This window comes from Methylobacterium sp. Leaf118 (genome assembly GCF_920984675.1).
In the GTDB taxonomy this organism is placed as follows: domain Bacteria; phylum Pseudomonadota; class Alphaproteobacteria; order Rhizobiales; family Beijerinckiaceae; genus Methylobacterium.
The window spans coordinates 21,846-36,655 of sequence record NZ_CAKLBV010000026.1 but is presented as its reverse complement, the minus strand read 5'-3'; the positions used below and the strand labels follow the sequence as shown (position 1 = coordinate 36,655).

Annotated in this window: 10 protein-coding genes; 2 read left to right on the top strand and 8 right to left on the bottom strand. The window is 72.9% G+C overall.

Features of this window, described 5'->3' with window-relative positions:
• Positions 1-430: 430 nt before the first annotated feature.
• The gene (locus tag LW587_RS12925; RefSeq protein WP_232630003.1) at positions 431-973 is read left to right on the top strand and encodes a hypothetical protein; all 543 of its coding nucleotides are present in this window, start codon (positions 431-433) and stop codon (positions 971-973) included.
• A gap of 178 nt (positions 974-1,151) precedes the next feature.
• On the opposite strand, the gene LW587_RS12920 is transcribed toward LW587_RS12925, so the two are convergent.
• From LW587_RS12920 to LW587_RS12910, 3 genes are read right to left on the bottom strand one after another with little or no spacing between them, the layout of a single operon-like run.
• Complete coding sequence (locus tag LW587_RS12920) at positions 1,152-2,045, bottom strand: transglutaminase family protein (RefSeq protein WP_232630002.1); 894 nt, start codon at positions 2,043-2,045, stop codon at positions 1,152-1,154.
• Complete coding sequence (locus tag LW587_RS12915) at positions 2,042-4,642, bottom strand: circularly permuted type 2 ATP-grasp protein (RefSeq protein WP_232630001.1); 2,601 nt, start codon at positions 4,640-4,642, stop codon at positions 2,042-2,044. The genes LW587_RS12920 and LW587_RS12915 overlap by 4 nt, the downstream gene beginning before the upstream one ends.
• Positions 4,639-7,911: a transglutaminase family protein gene (locus tag LW587_RS12910; RefSeq protein WP_232630000.1), complete on the bottom strand. Its 3,273-nt coding sequence runs from the start codon at positions 7,909-7,911 to the stop codon at positions 4,639-4,641. Before LW587_RS12910 ends, LW587_RS12915 begins: the two co-directional genes overlap by 4 nt.
• A 380-nt stretch (positions 7,912-8,291) precedes the next feature.
• On the opposite strand from LW587_RS12910, the gene LW587_RS12905 reads away from it, so the two are divergent.
• A complete protein-coding gene (locus LW587_RS12905) occupies positions 8,292-9,464 on the top strand; it encodes a zinc-binding metallopeptidase family protein (protein ID WP_232629999.1) in 1,173 nt (390 codons plus the stop codon).
• A gap of 46 nt (positions 9,465-9,510) precedes the next feature.
• Here the strand turns inward: LW587_RS12905 and LW587_RS12900 are convergent, their stop codons facing one another.
• The 5 genes from LW587_RS12900 to LW587_RS12880 form a co-directional block, all read right to left on the bottom strand.
• Complete coding sequence (locus LW587_RS12900) at positions 9,511-10,170, bottom strand: DUF2147 domain-containing protein (RefSeq protein WP_232629998.1); 660 nt, start codon at positions 10,168-10,170, stop codon at positions 9,511-9,513.
• Between the two features lie 355 nt (positions 10,171-10,525).
• Positions 10,526-10,735 (bottom strand): hypothetical protein, encoded by a 210-nt coding sequence (locus LW587_RS12895; RefSeq protein WP_232629997.1) that lies wholly within the window; start codon positions 10,733-10,735, stop codon positions 10,526-10,528.
• 535 nt (positions 10,736-11,270) lie between these two features.
• Positions 11,271-12,647, bottom strand: coding sequence for an FAD/NAD(P)-binding protein (locus LW587_RS12890; protein WP_232629996.1), 1,377 nt, complete (start codon positions 12,645-12,647; stop codon positions 11,271-11,273).
• A gap of 31 nt (positions 12,648-12,678) precedes the next feature.
• Positions 12,679-13,629, bottom strand: coding sequence for an aliphatic sulfonate ABC transporter substrate-binding protein (locus tag LW587_RS12885; RefSeq protein ID WP_232629995.1), 951 nt, complete (start codon positions 13,627-13,629; stop codon positions 12,679-12,681).
• A 171-nt stretch (positions 13,630-13,800) separates the two neighbouring features.
• The gene (locus LW587_RS12880) at positions 13,801-14,805 is read right to left on the bottom strand and encodes a sulfonate ABC transporter substrate-binding protein (protein ID WP_232629994.1); all 1,005 of its coding nucleotides are present in this window, start codon (positions 14,803-14,805) and stop codon (positions 13,801-13,803) included.
• Positions 14,806-14,810 lie beyond the last annotated feature (5 nt).

Genomic DNA, 14,810 nt, shown 5'->3' with positions numbered 1-14,810 from the left:
TATTACGGTGGTGCGGGCGGGTCGGGCGGCGGCGGCGGTTCGGCCGTGAACGGCGGCCGGGGCGGCCAGGGCGGCGGCGGCGGGACCGGCAGCTTCGGCGGCCAGGGTGGCGCCGGCGGACGCGGCGGCAGCGCCTTCTGATACGAGCTCCGCTTGATCAAAGCGGAGCCCGTATCCGGCAAGCCCGCGCGGCGTTTGAGCGAAGCCCAAATCCGCCACCCCGAAGGGATCAACCGGATTTGGTATGAGAGCGCGGGGCCGGGGCGCCGCCGGAAGTGGCGGCCTCCTCCCCCGCCCGCAGCCTCGTCCCCACGCTCGTGTCCGGGACGAGGCGCTCGGTCCTTGTGCCGTATCGGCCCGGGAGGCGGCGGTTACCTCTCGGGCCAACGCTCTCGACCGGGTCACCGAGGCTCCACGGAGGTCCAGACCGATGAAGACGATCCTTATCCCCGCCGGAGCGCTCTGCGTCGCGACGCTCGCCGGTCTGTCGGCCTACGCCTTTCCGGTTTCCGGTCCGGGCGGCGATCCCGTCCTGCACCGGGTGGATCAGAGCGACGGCGCCGGCCTGCCGGGCTTGCCGGGGGGGCGCGGCGGCAAGTCCGGCCGCGAACTCGCCGCAGAGGACCGCCGGGAGCGGGCCCGCTATTCCCGGGCGAGCGACGACCAGCCCGGTCTGACGGATTACTGCGTCACCATACTGAGGACCGACGGGCGCGACCGTGGCACCAGCGATTTCCGCCCGTCCGACTGCATCGAGCTGTTCGTGGCCTTCGACGCCGGCCGTCCCGGCCGCCGCGGCGAAAGCGGGCGGCGAGGCGGCGACGGCCAGGACGGCGCCAGCATCGACGGCGGCATGGGTGGCCAGGGCGGCCGGTCCGGTGGCGGTCCCGGCGGCGGTCGCGGCGGCGGCGGTGGCGTGGGGGTCGGTGGCGGCCGCGGCGGCGCGGGCGGTGCCGGCGGCGGCGGATATTGATCCGGAATTCCGGACCGCCGCCCCGGGCTGCGCCCGACGCCGTCCGCGCCGTGCCGCGCGGGGCGGTGAGTCATACCCAATCCGGTTGATCCCTTCGGGATGGCGGATTTGGGCTTCGCTCAAACGCCGCGCCGCCCAGGCCTGATCCGGGCTCCGCTTTGATCGAGCGGAGCCCGGATCAGGCCTGGGCCGCCTCGCCCTCGGGAATCACGTCGACCTCGACGGCGAGCTTCTGCGCCCCGGAGGCGGAGACGATCCCGTCGATGGGGGCCACGTCGCCGTAATCGCGCCCGCGCGCCACGACGATGTGGTCGTCGCGCACCACGCAGTCGTTGGTTGGGTCGAAGTCGATCCAGCGCATGTCCGGTCCGCACCAGAGGGCGACCCAGGCGTGGCTGGCATCCGCCCCGCGCAGGCGCGGCCGGCCGGGCGGCGGCCGGGTGCGCAGATACCCGCTGACATAGGCCGCGGGCAGGCCCAGCCCGCGCAGGCCGGCGATCATCACGTGGGCGAAGTCCTGGCAGACCCCGGCTTTGAGCCGGAACGCCTCGGCCAGCGGCGTCGAGACGGTGGTGGCCTTGGAATCGAAGCGGAAATCCTCGCGGATGCGCTGCATCAGCTCGCGGGCGGCGTCGTAGGCGCTGCGCCCGGAGGAGAAGCTCGCGCGGGCATAGGCCGTGACCGCGGGCTCCAAGGGCACGCGCCGGCTGGCGAAGAGGAAATGGGCGGGGCCGTCGGGGCCGAGGCTCGGCTGGGCGAGGGCCGATTCCCGCACCGCCTCCCAGGCCGCGCCGGAGCCGGGCGGCGGCGGCGGCGGTCGCTCGACCAGGACCCGCGAGACCGCCTCGACCGAGAAGTCCCGGTGCGGCGCGTCGATCACGAGGCTGACCGTGTCGAGGCCGAAGAAGTCGCGCCGCTCGTGCCGGCTCTTCGGGGTGGGCGTGAGCGTCAGCGCACTCTCCAGCACCTGCTGGCCGCCGCCGTCGCGGGGGCGCAGGCGCAGGGTGCAGCGCGCATACCGGACGGTCCGGGCGTAACGGTAGGTCGTGAGGTGACGGAGCGTGTAGATCACGCCAGGCCCACGAGCTTCTCGGGCCTGAGGGCATCGGGACCGTTGGGGAAGTAGCGGCGCGCGATCCCGTCGGCGAGACATTCCAGGTCGGAGGCGAGGTCGTCCAGCGCCTCGCCGTCGATGGTGCCGGCCTCCGCGGTCCGGAAGGTGGTGGCCAGCGTCTGGGCATGCCGGCGATGGGGCTCGGGCAGGCCGTCGGCGGCGAGGGCCGGCAGGACGTCGAGATGGGCGACGATCGCCTCGATCTGGAAGGCGGCCGAGCGCGGATTGTAGGGGTCGAGCACCCCCATGTCGCAGACCGCATCGCGGCTGACGCCCGCGAGGTAGCGGGCGCCGTAGGCGATCTGCGAATCGACCAGCGCCAGCATGACGCCGAGATCGTCCGCGCTCGCCGTCTCCGCGCAGAAGCTCGCGGCGAAGCCGCAGGTGTTGATCGCCCGCTCCAAGCGGCGACCCATATCGGCGAAGCGCCAGCCGGCGCCGTGGTTCATGTTCTCGTGGCCGAGGCCCGTCAGCGCCGAGAGATGCCCGAGCGCCCGCTCGGCCCGGCCGCGCAACTGGGCCTCGGTCGGGGCGAAAACCTCGCTGAAGACGAGGGTGTCGCGCAGGTCCGCCAGGGAGCGCCACGCCTCCGCCGGCAGCCGCTCCCTCAGGGACGAGGTGAGCCGGCGCGCCTCCAGCACGTGGTTGAGGGCCGAGCCGTAGGCGGCGCGCCCGCTCAGCGCCTCCTGGGCCAGGGCGGCGGTCGGCAGGTCGGCGTCCTCGACGCAGTGCCATTCCTTCAGGAGGGCGCGGATGCGCCGCGCCGTCGGCGCGTCCTCCGCGGCGCAAGGGTCGGCGGTGATCGCCTCGCCGAAGCCGCCGAGATGCGCCTGGACGAGGCGGATGACGGCCTCAGCCCGCTCGAGGTAGCGCCCGAGCCAGAACAGGTTGTCGGCCGCCCGCGCCGGCAAGTGCCCGGCGATGCGGCGGATGCGTGGCGCGCTCGTGTGCACGAGGAGGGGCGCGTCGACGGGCGTGTCGGACAGGACCCAGACATCGGCGGAGCGGATGCCGGCGCGCATCTCGCTCGGGTCGCCGTCCTCGCGCTCGGCCACGCGGCAGAAGGCGCTCGGCAGCACCCGCCAGCCCTCGGGGGTCCCGGCGGCGAAGACCCGCATCACGAAGGGACGCGCCACGAGCCCCCCGTCCTGCCAGGTCGGCATGGTCGAGAGCGGCGCGGGCTCCTGGGCCACCCAGTCGAAGGCCCGCTCGTGGAGCGCCGCCAGGGCCCGCTCGCGGGCGGCCCCGAAGGCCAGGGGCGCGAGGATCGCGTCGCGCTCCGGGCCGCGCACCGCCGTCGCGGCCGGGCGCAGCGTCAGGGCGTCGAGATGGTCGAGCGTGTGAGCGAGACCCGAGGGATCGCCGCACCACCAGGTGCGGGGCCCCCGGAGGCGCAGCTCCTCGCCCAGCAGCGCCCGGGCGATGCCGGGCAGGTACGGGCTCAGGGCGGCGGATTCCACCACGCCGGAGCCCGGCATGTTGCCGGTCACGACGCCGCCCCGGCGCAGAACCTCGAGGAGGCCGGGCACGCCGAGGCGCGAATCGGCGCGCAGTTCCAGGGGATCGAGGTAATCCGCGTCGATCCGGCGCCAGACGGCATCGGCCCGCTTGAGCCCGGCGACGGTGCGCACATGCAATAGCCCGTCGCGGACCACGAGATCGTCGCCCTCGACGAGGAGAAAGCCGAGATAGCGGGCGAGCGCCGCCTGCTCGACATAGGTGCTGCTGTAGGGGCCCGAGGTCAGCAGGCAGATGCGCGGGTCGCTGCGCTCGCAGGCGGCGGCGAGCCCCGCCCGGAACGCCTGGAAGAAGGCCGGCAAGCGCTCGACATGGAGATCGGCGAACAGGTCTGGGAAGGCGCGGGCCAGCACCATCCGGTTCTCGAGGGCATAGCCGAGGCCCGAGGGCGCCTGCGTCCGGTCGGCCAGCACCCGCCAGCGCCCGTCGGGCCCGCGGCCGACATCCGCCGCGTAGACCGGCAGCCAGCGTCCGCCCGGGGGCGTCATGCCATGGACCGGGCGCAGGTATTCGGGGCTGCCCGCCACGACGCCGGCGGGGAGCAGCCCCTCCGCCACGAGCCGGCCCGGCCCGTAGATGTCGGCGACGATGCGCTCCATCAGTCCGGCCCGCTGGACGATGCCGGCCGACAGCTCCGCCCAGTCGGCGGCATCGATGACGAGCGGCAGCGAGCCGAGCGGCCAGGGATGCTCGCGCTGGTCGCCATAGACCCGGTAGGAGATGCCGGCGTCGCGAATGTGCCGCTCGGCGGCGAGAAAGCGGGCCGCGATCTCCCGCTCTTCCAGCCGCGCGAGCCGTTCGAGGACGCGGGGATAGGCGCCGCGCAGGAACCCGTCCGGGCCGACGAGCTCGTCGGCCAGGCCGGAGCGGGGCGCGTAGCCCTCCGTCCAGCGGCGGATGCGCGTCGGCGCATCCTCGGCCGCCCGGACCGCGTCGGGCCGCCCGGGCCCGGCCGTGAAGGCGGAGAACGCCTCGCGTGTCGCACTCTCCCGCGACGAACCGGCAGCCCCTTCGCTGGAGAGGAGCCCGGCGCTCATCGTGGGGGCGGCGTGCGCAGGTCGAGGGTGAGGGGGAACTCGGTCGAGCGCTCCTCGGCCGGCATCGCCATCGGGCCCGGGGTGTGGCCCATGGCCTCGAAGCGGGCGAGGCGGCGCCCCTCCGCCTCGTAGGCGTTGACCGGGAAGCTGTCGTAGTTGCGCCCGCCCGGATGGCTCACATGGTAGCGGCAGCCGCCGAGGGAGCGCCCGCTCCAGGCGTCCAGGATGTCGAAGGTCAGCGGCCCGTGCGGCGGGACGGTCGGGTGCATCGAGGAGGCGGGTTGCCACGCCTTGAAGCGCAGGCCCGCCACCGCCTCGCCGGCGGCGCCCGTGGGCGTCATCGGCAGGCGTCGGCCATTGCAGGCGATCACGTGCCGGCCGGGCACGAAGCCCTCGACCCGCACCTGCAGCCGCTCGACGGAGGCATCCACGAAGCGCACGGTCCCCCCGGCGGTCCCCTCTTCGCCCAGCACATGCCAGGGCTCCAGCGCCTGCCGCAACTCCAGGCCCACGCCCCCCTGCTCCACCCGGCCGAAGACGGGGAAGCGGAATTCGCGCTGCGCGGCGAAGGCGCTCGGGTCGAAGTCGTAGCCGCCGACGCGGAGGTCTTCCAGCAGGTCGAGGAAGTCCGCCCAGAGGAAATGCGGGAGCATGAAGCGATCGTGGAGCGCCGTGCCCCAGCGGACACAGCCCCCCGTCCGCGGCTCGCGCCAGAGCCACGCCACGATGGCCCTGAGCAGCACCTGCTGGGCGAGGCTCATGCGCGGGTCCGGCGGCATCTCGAAGGAGCGGAATTCGAGGAGGCCGAGGCGCCCCGTCGGTCCGTCGGGCGAGTAGAGCTTGTCGATGCAGATCTCGGCCCTGTGGGTGTTGCCGGTCACGTCCGCCAGGATGTTGCGGAACAGGCGGTCGACGAGCCAGTGCGGGATGTTGGGATCCCCCGCCCCCGGCACCTGCGCCATGGCGATCTCCAGCTCGTAGAGGCCGTCGTGGCGCGCCTCGTCCATGCGCGGCGCCTGGCTGGTCGGACCGACATACAGGCCGGCGAACAGGTAGGAGAGGCTCGGATGGCGCTGCCAGGTCAGCACGAGGCTCTTCAGGAGGTCGGGGCGACGCAGGAAGGGGGAATCGGCGGGGCTCGCGCCGCCGAGGACGACGTGGTTGCCCCCGCCGGTGCCGGTATGGCGCCCGTCGATCATGAACTTCTCGGCGCCGAGCCGGGTCTGCCGGGCCTCCTCGTAGAGGCCGGCGGTGATCGCGACCGCCTCGCGCCAGGAGGCGGCGGGATGGACGTTGACCTCGATCACGCCGGGATCGGGCGTCACCTTGATGACCGAGAGGCGCGGATCGTAGGGCGGCTCGTAGCCCTCGATGTGGAGCGGCCGGCCGATCGCCTCCGCCGCCCGCTCGAGCTGCCCGACGAGATCGAGGTAGTCGTCGACCCGCTCCAGCGGCGGCATGAACACGCAGAGCACGCCGTCGCGCGCCTCGATCGCCAGGGCCGTGCGCACGGCCACGCCCTCGATGCCGGCGCCGTTGGCGCGGTTGGCACCCTTGGGCAGCGGCGCGCCCGGTTCCCTCGGCAGATCGCCGCGATCCTCGAGCGGGTCCTGCGGGTGGTAATAGGGGTAGGAATCCGGCGGCACGTGGGGCAGCGAGCCGAGCGGCAGGCGGAAGCCCATCGGCGAGTCGCCGGGGCTGAGATAGGCCCCGCCGCGGCGGAACACCCAGGTCTCGGAGATCCAGGCCCGCCCCTCGCCGGACGCGAGATTGGCCAGGGGCAGCACGTAGCCCACGGGGGTGTCGAGGCCGCGGCCGAAGACGCGGGCGAAGCGGGCGTCGGATTCCGGGCTGCCGGTGCGCGCGGCGGCGGTGGTGACGTTGACCGGAAGCTCGCTCTCGCGGGTCTTCCAGTAGACGGCGTCCTCGTAGGCCGGGAAGATGAACTCCGCGAGTTCGAGCTGCGCGGCGAGCGCTCCGATCAGCGCCTCCGCATCGGCGAGGGTCGCCTCGCGGGGGCCGTCCTCCGCCGCGACGAAATCGGCGTTGCGCCAGATCGGCACGCCGTCCTTGCGCCAGTACAGGGCGAAGGCCCAGCGCGGCAGGGTCTCGCCCGGATACCACTTGCCCTGCCCGTAATGCAGCATGCCGCCCGGGGCGAAGCGGTCGCGCAGGCGCCGCACCAGCTGGTCGGCGAGGCCGCGCTTCGTCGGGCCGACCGCGGCGACGTTCCACTCGGGCGATTCGAAATTGTCGACGGAGACGAAGGTCGGCTCGCCGCCCATGGTGAGGCGCACGTCCTGGGCGGTGAGATCCGCGTCGATGCGCGCGCCCAGCGCGTCCATGGCGGCCCAGACCTCGTCCGAGAACGGCTTGGTGATCCGCGGGGCCTCCGCGACGCGGGCGACCTTCATCGCATAGGAGAACTCGACCTGGGCCGGCTCCGCGAGACCGGAGATCGGGGCCGCGGACTGGTAATGGGGCGTCGCGGCGAGGGGGATGTGGCCCTCGCCCGTGAGCAGGCCGGAGGTCGCGTCGAGGCCGATCCAGCCCGCGCCCGGCAGGTAGACCTCGGCCCAGGCGTGGAGGTCGGTGAAGTCGGTGGTCGTGCCCTGGGGGCCGTCGACCGCGGTGGTGTCGGGCACGAGCTGGATCAGGTAGCCCGAGACGAACCGGGCGGCGAAGCCCAGGCGGCGCATCAGCTGCACCAGCAGCCACGCGGAATCGCGGCAGGAGCCGCTGCCGAGGGTCAGCGTCTCCGTGGGGGTCTGCACTCCCGGCTCCATCCGGACGCCGTAGGCGACGTGCTGGCGCACCATGTCGTTGAGCGCCACGAGGAAGGTGACCGTGTGGGTCTCCTCCGGCACCCGCGCCAGGAAGGCATCGATCTCAGGGCCCTGCGCCGCGTCGAGGGCGAGGTAGGGCGCCAGCGCGGTGCCGAGGTCGGGGTCGTAGGCGAAGGGCCAGCGCTCGGCGTAAGCCTCGACGAAGAAGTCGAACGGGTTGATGACCGCCAGGTCCGCGGTGAGGTCGACCTCGATGCGCAGCTCCTTGGTCTTCTCCGGGAAGACGAGCCGCGCGAGCCAGTTGCCGCTCGGGTCCTGCTGCCAGTTGATGAAGTGGTTCTCCGGGCTCACCCGCAGGGCGTAGGCCGGGATCTTCGTCCGGGAATGCGGCGCCGGCCTCAGGCGGACCGTCTGCGCTCCGAGCGCGATCGGCCGGTCGTACCGGTAATGCGTGACGTGGTGCAGGGCGGCTTGGATCGACACGGAATCTCCGTCGGGTCTCGTCTGAACTCTCGTTCGGTCCCGCGGCGGAGCGCCACGCGCGGGTCCCGGCGTTCCTCGCGCGCCGTCCCGCGTCCGGCCCGGGAAGGCGCGAGAGCGGACACGGTTCGGCCGGCCGGAGCGTCTCCCACGACAGGCCTGTCGCGCGGACGCGGCGGAAACGGTCGATGTCCGGGCGCTTCGTTGGAGACACTCTTACACGTCACCGGCGTCGGGGAGCAGCCGAGAAAGCAAGAAGCGTGCGCCCCACCCCTCCGGCCGGGGGCCGCGCCGTTGGAACCGCCAAGCCGCCAACCCCTTTCCCATCGGTGGGTCCGGGCACTCGGCGCGGTTCTTGATAGGTCCGTGGCAGGGGAGAAGCGATGAGGATCTTCCAATGCCAGGCCTGCGACCAGCCGCTCACGTTCGAGAGCACGGTCTGCGAGAGCTGCGAGCGCCGGCTCGGCTATGTCTGCGACCGACACGTGATCTCGGCGCTGGAGCCCTGCGGCGAGGACGGGCGCGGTCCCCTGTTCCGCGCCTACGCGTATCCGGGCCGCAAAGTCCGCTTCTGCGCCAATGCCGCCCATGATGCGTGCAACTGGATGGTGCCGGAGGAGTCGAGCGATGCCTTCTGCGTCGCCTGTCGCCACAACCGGGTCGTGCCCGATCTGACCGTGCCGGCCAATCTCGAGCGCTGGCGCCAGATCGAGGCGGCCAAGCATCGCCTGTTCTACTCGCTGCTGCGCCTCGACCTGCCGCTGGTGACCCGCCCGGATTATTCCGACGGCCTCGCCTTCGACTTCCTGGTCGATCCCGCCGAGACCCGTTCCCCCGGGCCGCCGGTCATGACCGGCCATCTCAACGGGCTCATCACCCTCTCGATCGCCGAAGCCGACGACGTCGAGCGCGAGCGGCGGCGCAAGCTGTTCGGCGAGTTCTACCGGACGCTGCTCGGCCATTTCCGGCACGAGATCGGGCATTATTTCTGGAACCTGCTGGTCCGGTTCGACCCGAGCCTGCCGGCCTTCCGCACCACCTTCGGCGACGAGAGCGTCGATTACGGCGCGAGCCTCGCCCGCCACCACGCCGAGGGGCCGCCGACGGACTGGCAGGAGCATTACGTCTCGGCCTACGCCACCGCCCATCCCTGGGAGGATTTCGCCGAGACCTTCGCCCATTACCTGCACATCGTCGACACGCTGGAGACCGCGAGCGCCTTCGAGATGCGCCTTCAGCCCAAATTGCGCGGGAATGCCGAGGGGCCGGCCAGCCCCGTCACGATCGATTTCGACCCCTACGAGACGCCGGACTTCCAGCGGGTGATCGAGGCGTGGCTGCCGCTGACCTACGCGGTCAACTCGCTCAGCCGCTCCATGGGCCAGCCGCCGCTCTACCCGTTCAAGCTGACGCCCGCGGTCATCGCCAAGCTGACCTTCGTGCACGAGCGCATCTACGCCTCGCGCGCTCTCGGGGAGCGGGGCGAGGCGAGCGCCGAGATGCTGAAGGCCGTGATCGCCGGTCTGCGCCAGCGGGTGGCCGCGCCGACGAGCTGAGCCGTCGGCGTCGCGTCGGGCGCGGATGACGGCCGCGCCCGGCGGCTCACTCCGCCGGCTGGGCGGCCTTCGGGGCGGGCTTCGGCGCGGGCTTGGCGGCCTGACCGGCGCTGCCGGTGGCCGTGGGCGCGGTGGGGGCGGCCGCCGCGGCCGGCGCCTTCGGGGCCCATTCGGTGTCGGCGCGCGGGCCGTTCGTGCCGTTGGTCGGGCCGGCGAGCTGGCCGGGCACGGTGTCGGTGGTCCGCTTCCAGGTCTGCGACTTGCAGAGGAAGGCGATGAGGCAGCCCTTGACGGTCAGCTCCTCCGGCTCCTCCGACCAGATCGTCACGTCGTAGAACTTGCCGTCCTCGGCGTTGTAGATCTTGCCCTCGTAGCGGGATTCCTCGTTGAGCTTCAGCCCGAGGATGAGCTGGTGGCCGAGCGAGGCACGGGCGCGCTTCTTCGGATCGGGGTTGCGGAAATCGATCCGGGGCTTGCCCTCGTCGTTGAGGGGCACCTTCAGCCACACTGCGTAGCCGCACAGGTTCTTCTCCTGCGGACCGCATTTCTCGATGCGGATGCGCGCCTTGCCGTCCTCGGTCAGCCAAGTGCCCGAGGGGTCGCGGTTCGCGGCCGCCGCGGGGGCCGCCATCAGGGCGCCGAGCGCCGCGATCAGGGCCGTGCGGCGTAGGACGGGTGCGAGTGCACCGATCAGTCCGATGGTCATGCAGTCATCCTCGTTCCGGCGCCGTGGCCTGCCGCCCGCGCCGTTTCTTCCCGGCAGGCCGCAGGCCGAACCGAGCCGCGGCGGGGCCGATTTCGGCGACCCGTTGCCTTCTGGCCGCAGCCATCGAACGGGAAGGTGACCGGATCATGACCGCGCCGGGGCTGTTCGGAAGCAAAATGCCTCTCCCGAAGCCGGGGGCACCGACGCACGAAAAAGGCCGGTGCCCCGCGGCACCGGCCTTGTCATGGATGCGTCCCACGGGACCCGAAAGTCCCTTGGACGCGCCCAGCGCCGAGGTTCCTCCCATTGGCCGTGACGGCCTCGTGGGAGCCTTGGCGCGTCCTGCGCGAGGCGCTTACTCGGCCGGGGTCAGGTCGGCGGTGAAGTGGCCGCACCAATCCTTGGAGGCGACCACCGGCCACAGGCCATGGCCCTGCGGCTCGGGCTGGCTCACCGGCGGGTTGAAGCGGCACAGGCCCTCGTCGCCCGAGCCCTGGCCGGCATTGGTCTTGTGCTCGTCGAAGAAGCGGCAGCTCTGGCAGGCCGCGTTGGAATTGCTCGCCATCTCGATCTCTCCGGTCTCTGTCTCGTGGCGCGTCCGGCACGAAGGCCGTGCGCCGCTCCTGTTTTTAGTTAGAACAAGTCCAGGGTAGCGTCAAGCAGTTTAGAACCATTCCGATTTATGAGCCGGGGAAGGACGGTCGGTCCCGGCATCGGCGGGCTCGCACCGGAGCATGGCCGATAGGCCGGATGGGGCCGAAACCGACACGGGATGGGCCAGTTCCGCGGGCGCGACGCGGCGGGGCGGGATCGCGCTCGCCGGCCGAAGCTCGCTTGGGCTTCCCGATCACCGCGCCGCACCGGCGACGCGGGCGGCGCAGTCCTCGCCCCGCCCGGACGGCTCTCCCCGCCCGCGGGCGAGACTGGCGCTTCAGCCCGAGGCGGGGACGTCGTCCCGGGGCCAATCCCGATGCGGCGCAAGCGCCAAAAAGCGTCCCGGATCCGAGATCCGGGACGCGTTCGTCAGGCAGGGCAGATTGGGGAACCTGCGGACCGCGGGCGCTCGCGGACGCGGTCGGTCGCGCGCCGCCGCCGCCGGTTCAGGCGGCGGCGGCGCGCTCGAGGTCGGCGGCGACGAGGGCGGCGAGATCGGCCGCCTCGTTGCGGATGTCGGGCACCGCGATGCATTCCCACAGCACGCCGCGCAGGAGCGGCCCGAGGATCCAGAGGGGCCGTTCGGGCCGCGTGCCCCGGGCGCGGTAATCGGGCCCGGCATCGAGGCCGAGACCGAACGGGCCCGGGCGCACGAGGCCCCGCTCCGTCAGCCGCGCGAGCAGCGGGTCGCGGGAATCGGCGAGCCGGCCGAAGCCCGTGGCGTCGATCATCGCCTGGACGGCGAGACGCTCCGGGCGCTCCGACCCGCGCAGGCGCAGCGTCACGACGGCCTGCGCGGCCTCGTCCTCGACGGCGAGCAGGCGGCCCGCCCGCACCGTGAGGGCGCCGCGGGCGATCTCGTCGGCAATCGCCGCGGCGACGGGCGGGGCCGTGCGGTGGCGGTGCACGTCCCAATACGGGCGCAGGTGGCGCAGGAAGCGGGCCCGCTCGCGGGTCGGCAGGTTGCGCCACAGCGTGTCGGTGAGCGGGCGCAGGGCGTCGATCACCCCGTGCCAGCCGATCCCGTCCGCCCGCGCCCGCACGACCTCCGCCCGGAGGCGGGCGAGAAGGCGCGGCAGGGAGGCGAAATCGGCCGGTGTCAGATCCGGCGCGGGCCAGGGGGCGGACGGGGCATGGGCGTTCGGCAGGAGGCCGCGCCGCGACAGGGCGAGGATGGCGCCGTCGAACCCGTGGGCGCGCAGGGTCGCCACCGCGTCGAGCATGGTCAGCCCGGTCCCGAGGACCAGCACCGGCGCGTGCGGGTGCAGGCGCCCGAATCCCTCATGGTCCCACGGATCGAGGCGGTGGCGGCTGCCCGGCCCGTCGGTCGCGAGGTTGCCCAGGGCGAGCACGGCACCGGCGACCCTATGGCTCTGGCCGCCCTCGGTGCACAGGCGGAAGGCGCCGCCCTCCGGTTCGAGATCCGTGACGGTGTCGGGCAGGAGGCGAAGGCGCCCGGCCTCCGCCCCGGTCACCGCCTGCGCCAGCAACTCGGTGAGGTAGCGGCCATAGAGCCCGCGGGCGGCGAAGGTGCCGGCCGGGGTCGCCTGCACGCTCGCCGCGTCCTCCGGCCCGAGCCGGCCGAGCCAGTCCTCGAAATGCCGCGGCCGGTCGGGGAAGGCGCTCATGTTCGAGGCCCGCAGGTTGAGCAGGTGGGCGGCGTTGCCGGTGCCGTAGGCGAGGCCGCGCCCGAACGTGCCGGCGCGCTCGCACAGGAGCACCGGCTGCTCCCGCGGCAGGACGGAGAGCAGTTGCAGCGCGGCCATGGTGCCGCTGAACCCCGCGCCGATCACGGCGACGGGCGGCAGGCTTGCCCGGGTCATCGTGGAGCGTCCTTCTCTGATCACGTCTCCCTCACCGGCTCGGCGGCGCCCAGACCGGGAGCGCGGCGGCGTCGACCGCCCGCGGCAGCAGCCCCTCGGCCCGGAAGGCGTCGGCGATGGTCTGCTGCTCGGCGAGCCCGTCGCGGGTCACCGGCTCGACCCGGTAGGTGCGGCGGGCATTGGCCTTGAGGACGATGGGCGCCTCGATCTTCCACAGGGCGGCAAGCCGCTCGGCGGCGGCCTCCGGATGGGCCTTCACCCAGGCGCCGGTCTCCTTGAGCTTTCCGAAGAGGAGCGCCAGCACGTCGGCCCGCGTCTCGGCATAGCTGTCGGAGGCGAGGTAGTAGCGCGTGTAACCCGACAGGCCCGCGCCGTCCCGGAGGATGCGGGCCCCCGCCTGGACCTCCGCCGCCGAGAGGAACGGGTCCCAGGCGACCCAGGCATCGACGCTGCCGCCCGCCAGCGCGCTGCGGCCGTCGGCCGGGGTCAGGTAGGCCGGGGTGATGCTCTTGAAGGGCAGGCCTTCCGCCTTCAGCGCGGCCAGCAACAGGTAATGGCTGCCCGCGCCCTTGGTGACGGCGACCTTGCGGCCCTTGAGATCCGCCACCGATGTCAGCGGGGAATCGCCCGGCACCAGGATCGCCTGCGCGCCGGGCGAAGCTGCCTCCTGCGCGACATAGGTGATCCGGGCGTTCGCCCCCTGCGCGAAGACCGGCACGGTGTCGGCGACATCCGCCGACACGTCGATGCGTCCGACATTCAGGGCTTCCATGATCGGCAGGCCGCTGGTGAATTCGTGCCAGGAGACCTCGACCTTGAGGGGCTTCAGCGCCGTCTCCAGCGTCCGGTCCTCGCGTAGGAGCGCGATCAGGGTCGACGAGCGCTGGTAGCCGATGCGCAGGGTGGAGCTCTCCTGCGCGGCGGCCGGGGCGAGGCTGAAGCCGAGGAGCGAGAGGGCGGCGAGGACGGATCGGCGGTTCATGATCGCTTCTGTCGGTAGACGGGGCGTGATGGTCGGATCGCCGCCGCGGGCGGGGCGGCGGGAGGGCGCTGGAGCCGTGCCCGATCACGGTGAGACGTGAGCCCGGCTCTCAGTCTTTGTTGTGTCGCGTGCTCTTCAGCCGAACCGGTTTCCACTTCGGCGGAGAGCGCTCTAGCTGCCCGGCTTGCGCACGGCGCCGGCGATGTCGATCGCCTTCGGCACCAGACCGAGCCCGTGAAACGTGTCGGCGATGCGCTGCTGCTCGGCGGTGACGGCCGCGTCGAGGGGGCGGATGCCGTAGGTCCGGCGCCGGAGCGCGGAGGCCAGGATCGGCGCCGGGATGCCGACGGAGGGGCTGAGCTCCCGGGCCGCCGCGTCGGTGCTGTCCTTGGCCCAGGCATCGACCTCGGCGACCGCGGCGACGACCGCATCGAGGGCCGGGCCGTTCCGGGCCGAGAAGTCGCGCGAGGACAGGTAGAATTGATGGTTCGGCACAAGGCCGGTGCCGTCGGTGAGCACGCGGGCGTTGCCGCCGGCCTCGGCGGCGGCGAAGAACGGATCCCAGATCACCCAGGCATCGACCGCGCCACGCTCGAACGCCGCTCGCCCGTCGGCGGGGGCGAGATAGACCGGCGTGATATCCGAGAGGCTCAGGCCCGCCTGGTCGAGGGCGCGCACGAGCAGGTAATGCACGTTCGAGCCCTTGTTGAGCGCGACCTTCTTGCCGCGCAGGTCGGCGACCGACTGTACCGGGCTGGCTTTCGGCACCAGGATCGCCTCGCCCTTCGGCGCGGCCGGCTCGTGGGCGACGTAGGTCAGCGCGTCGCTCGCCGCCTGGGCGAAGATCGGCGGGGTCTCCCCGGCCGAGCCGAAATCGATGGCCCCGGCGTTCAGCGCCTCCAGAAGCGGCGGGCCGGAGGGAAATTCCGACCATTGCACCCGGTAGCCGAGCGCCTTCAGCTTCGGCTCGAGGGTACCGCGGCCCTTCAGCAGCACCAGCGTGCCGTATTTCTGGTAGCCGATCCGCACGACCTTTTCGGTGGCCTTGCCCTCTTGCCGCCCTTCCTGCGCGTGGGCGGCGAGCGTGAGGCTCGCGAAGATCAGGGCGGCCAGGGCCAGCCACAGGCGGGGCAGCGGCGAGGGCGCGAGGGTGGTGGTGCGCGGCGGGGCGGACATCCGGC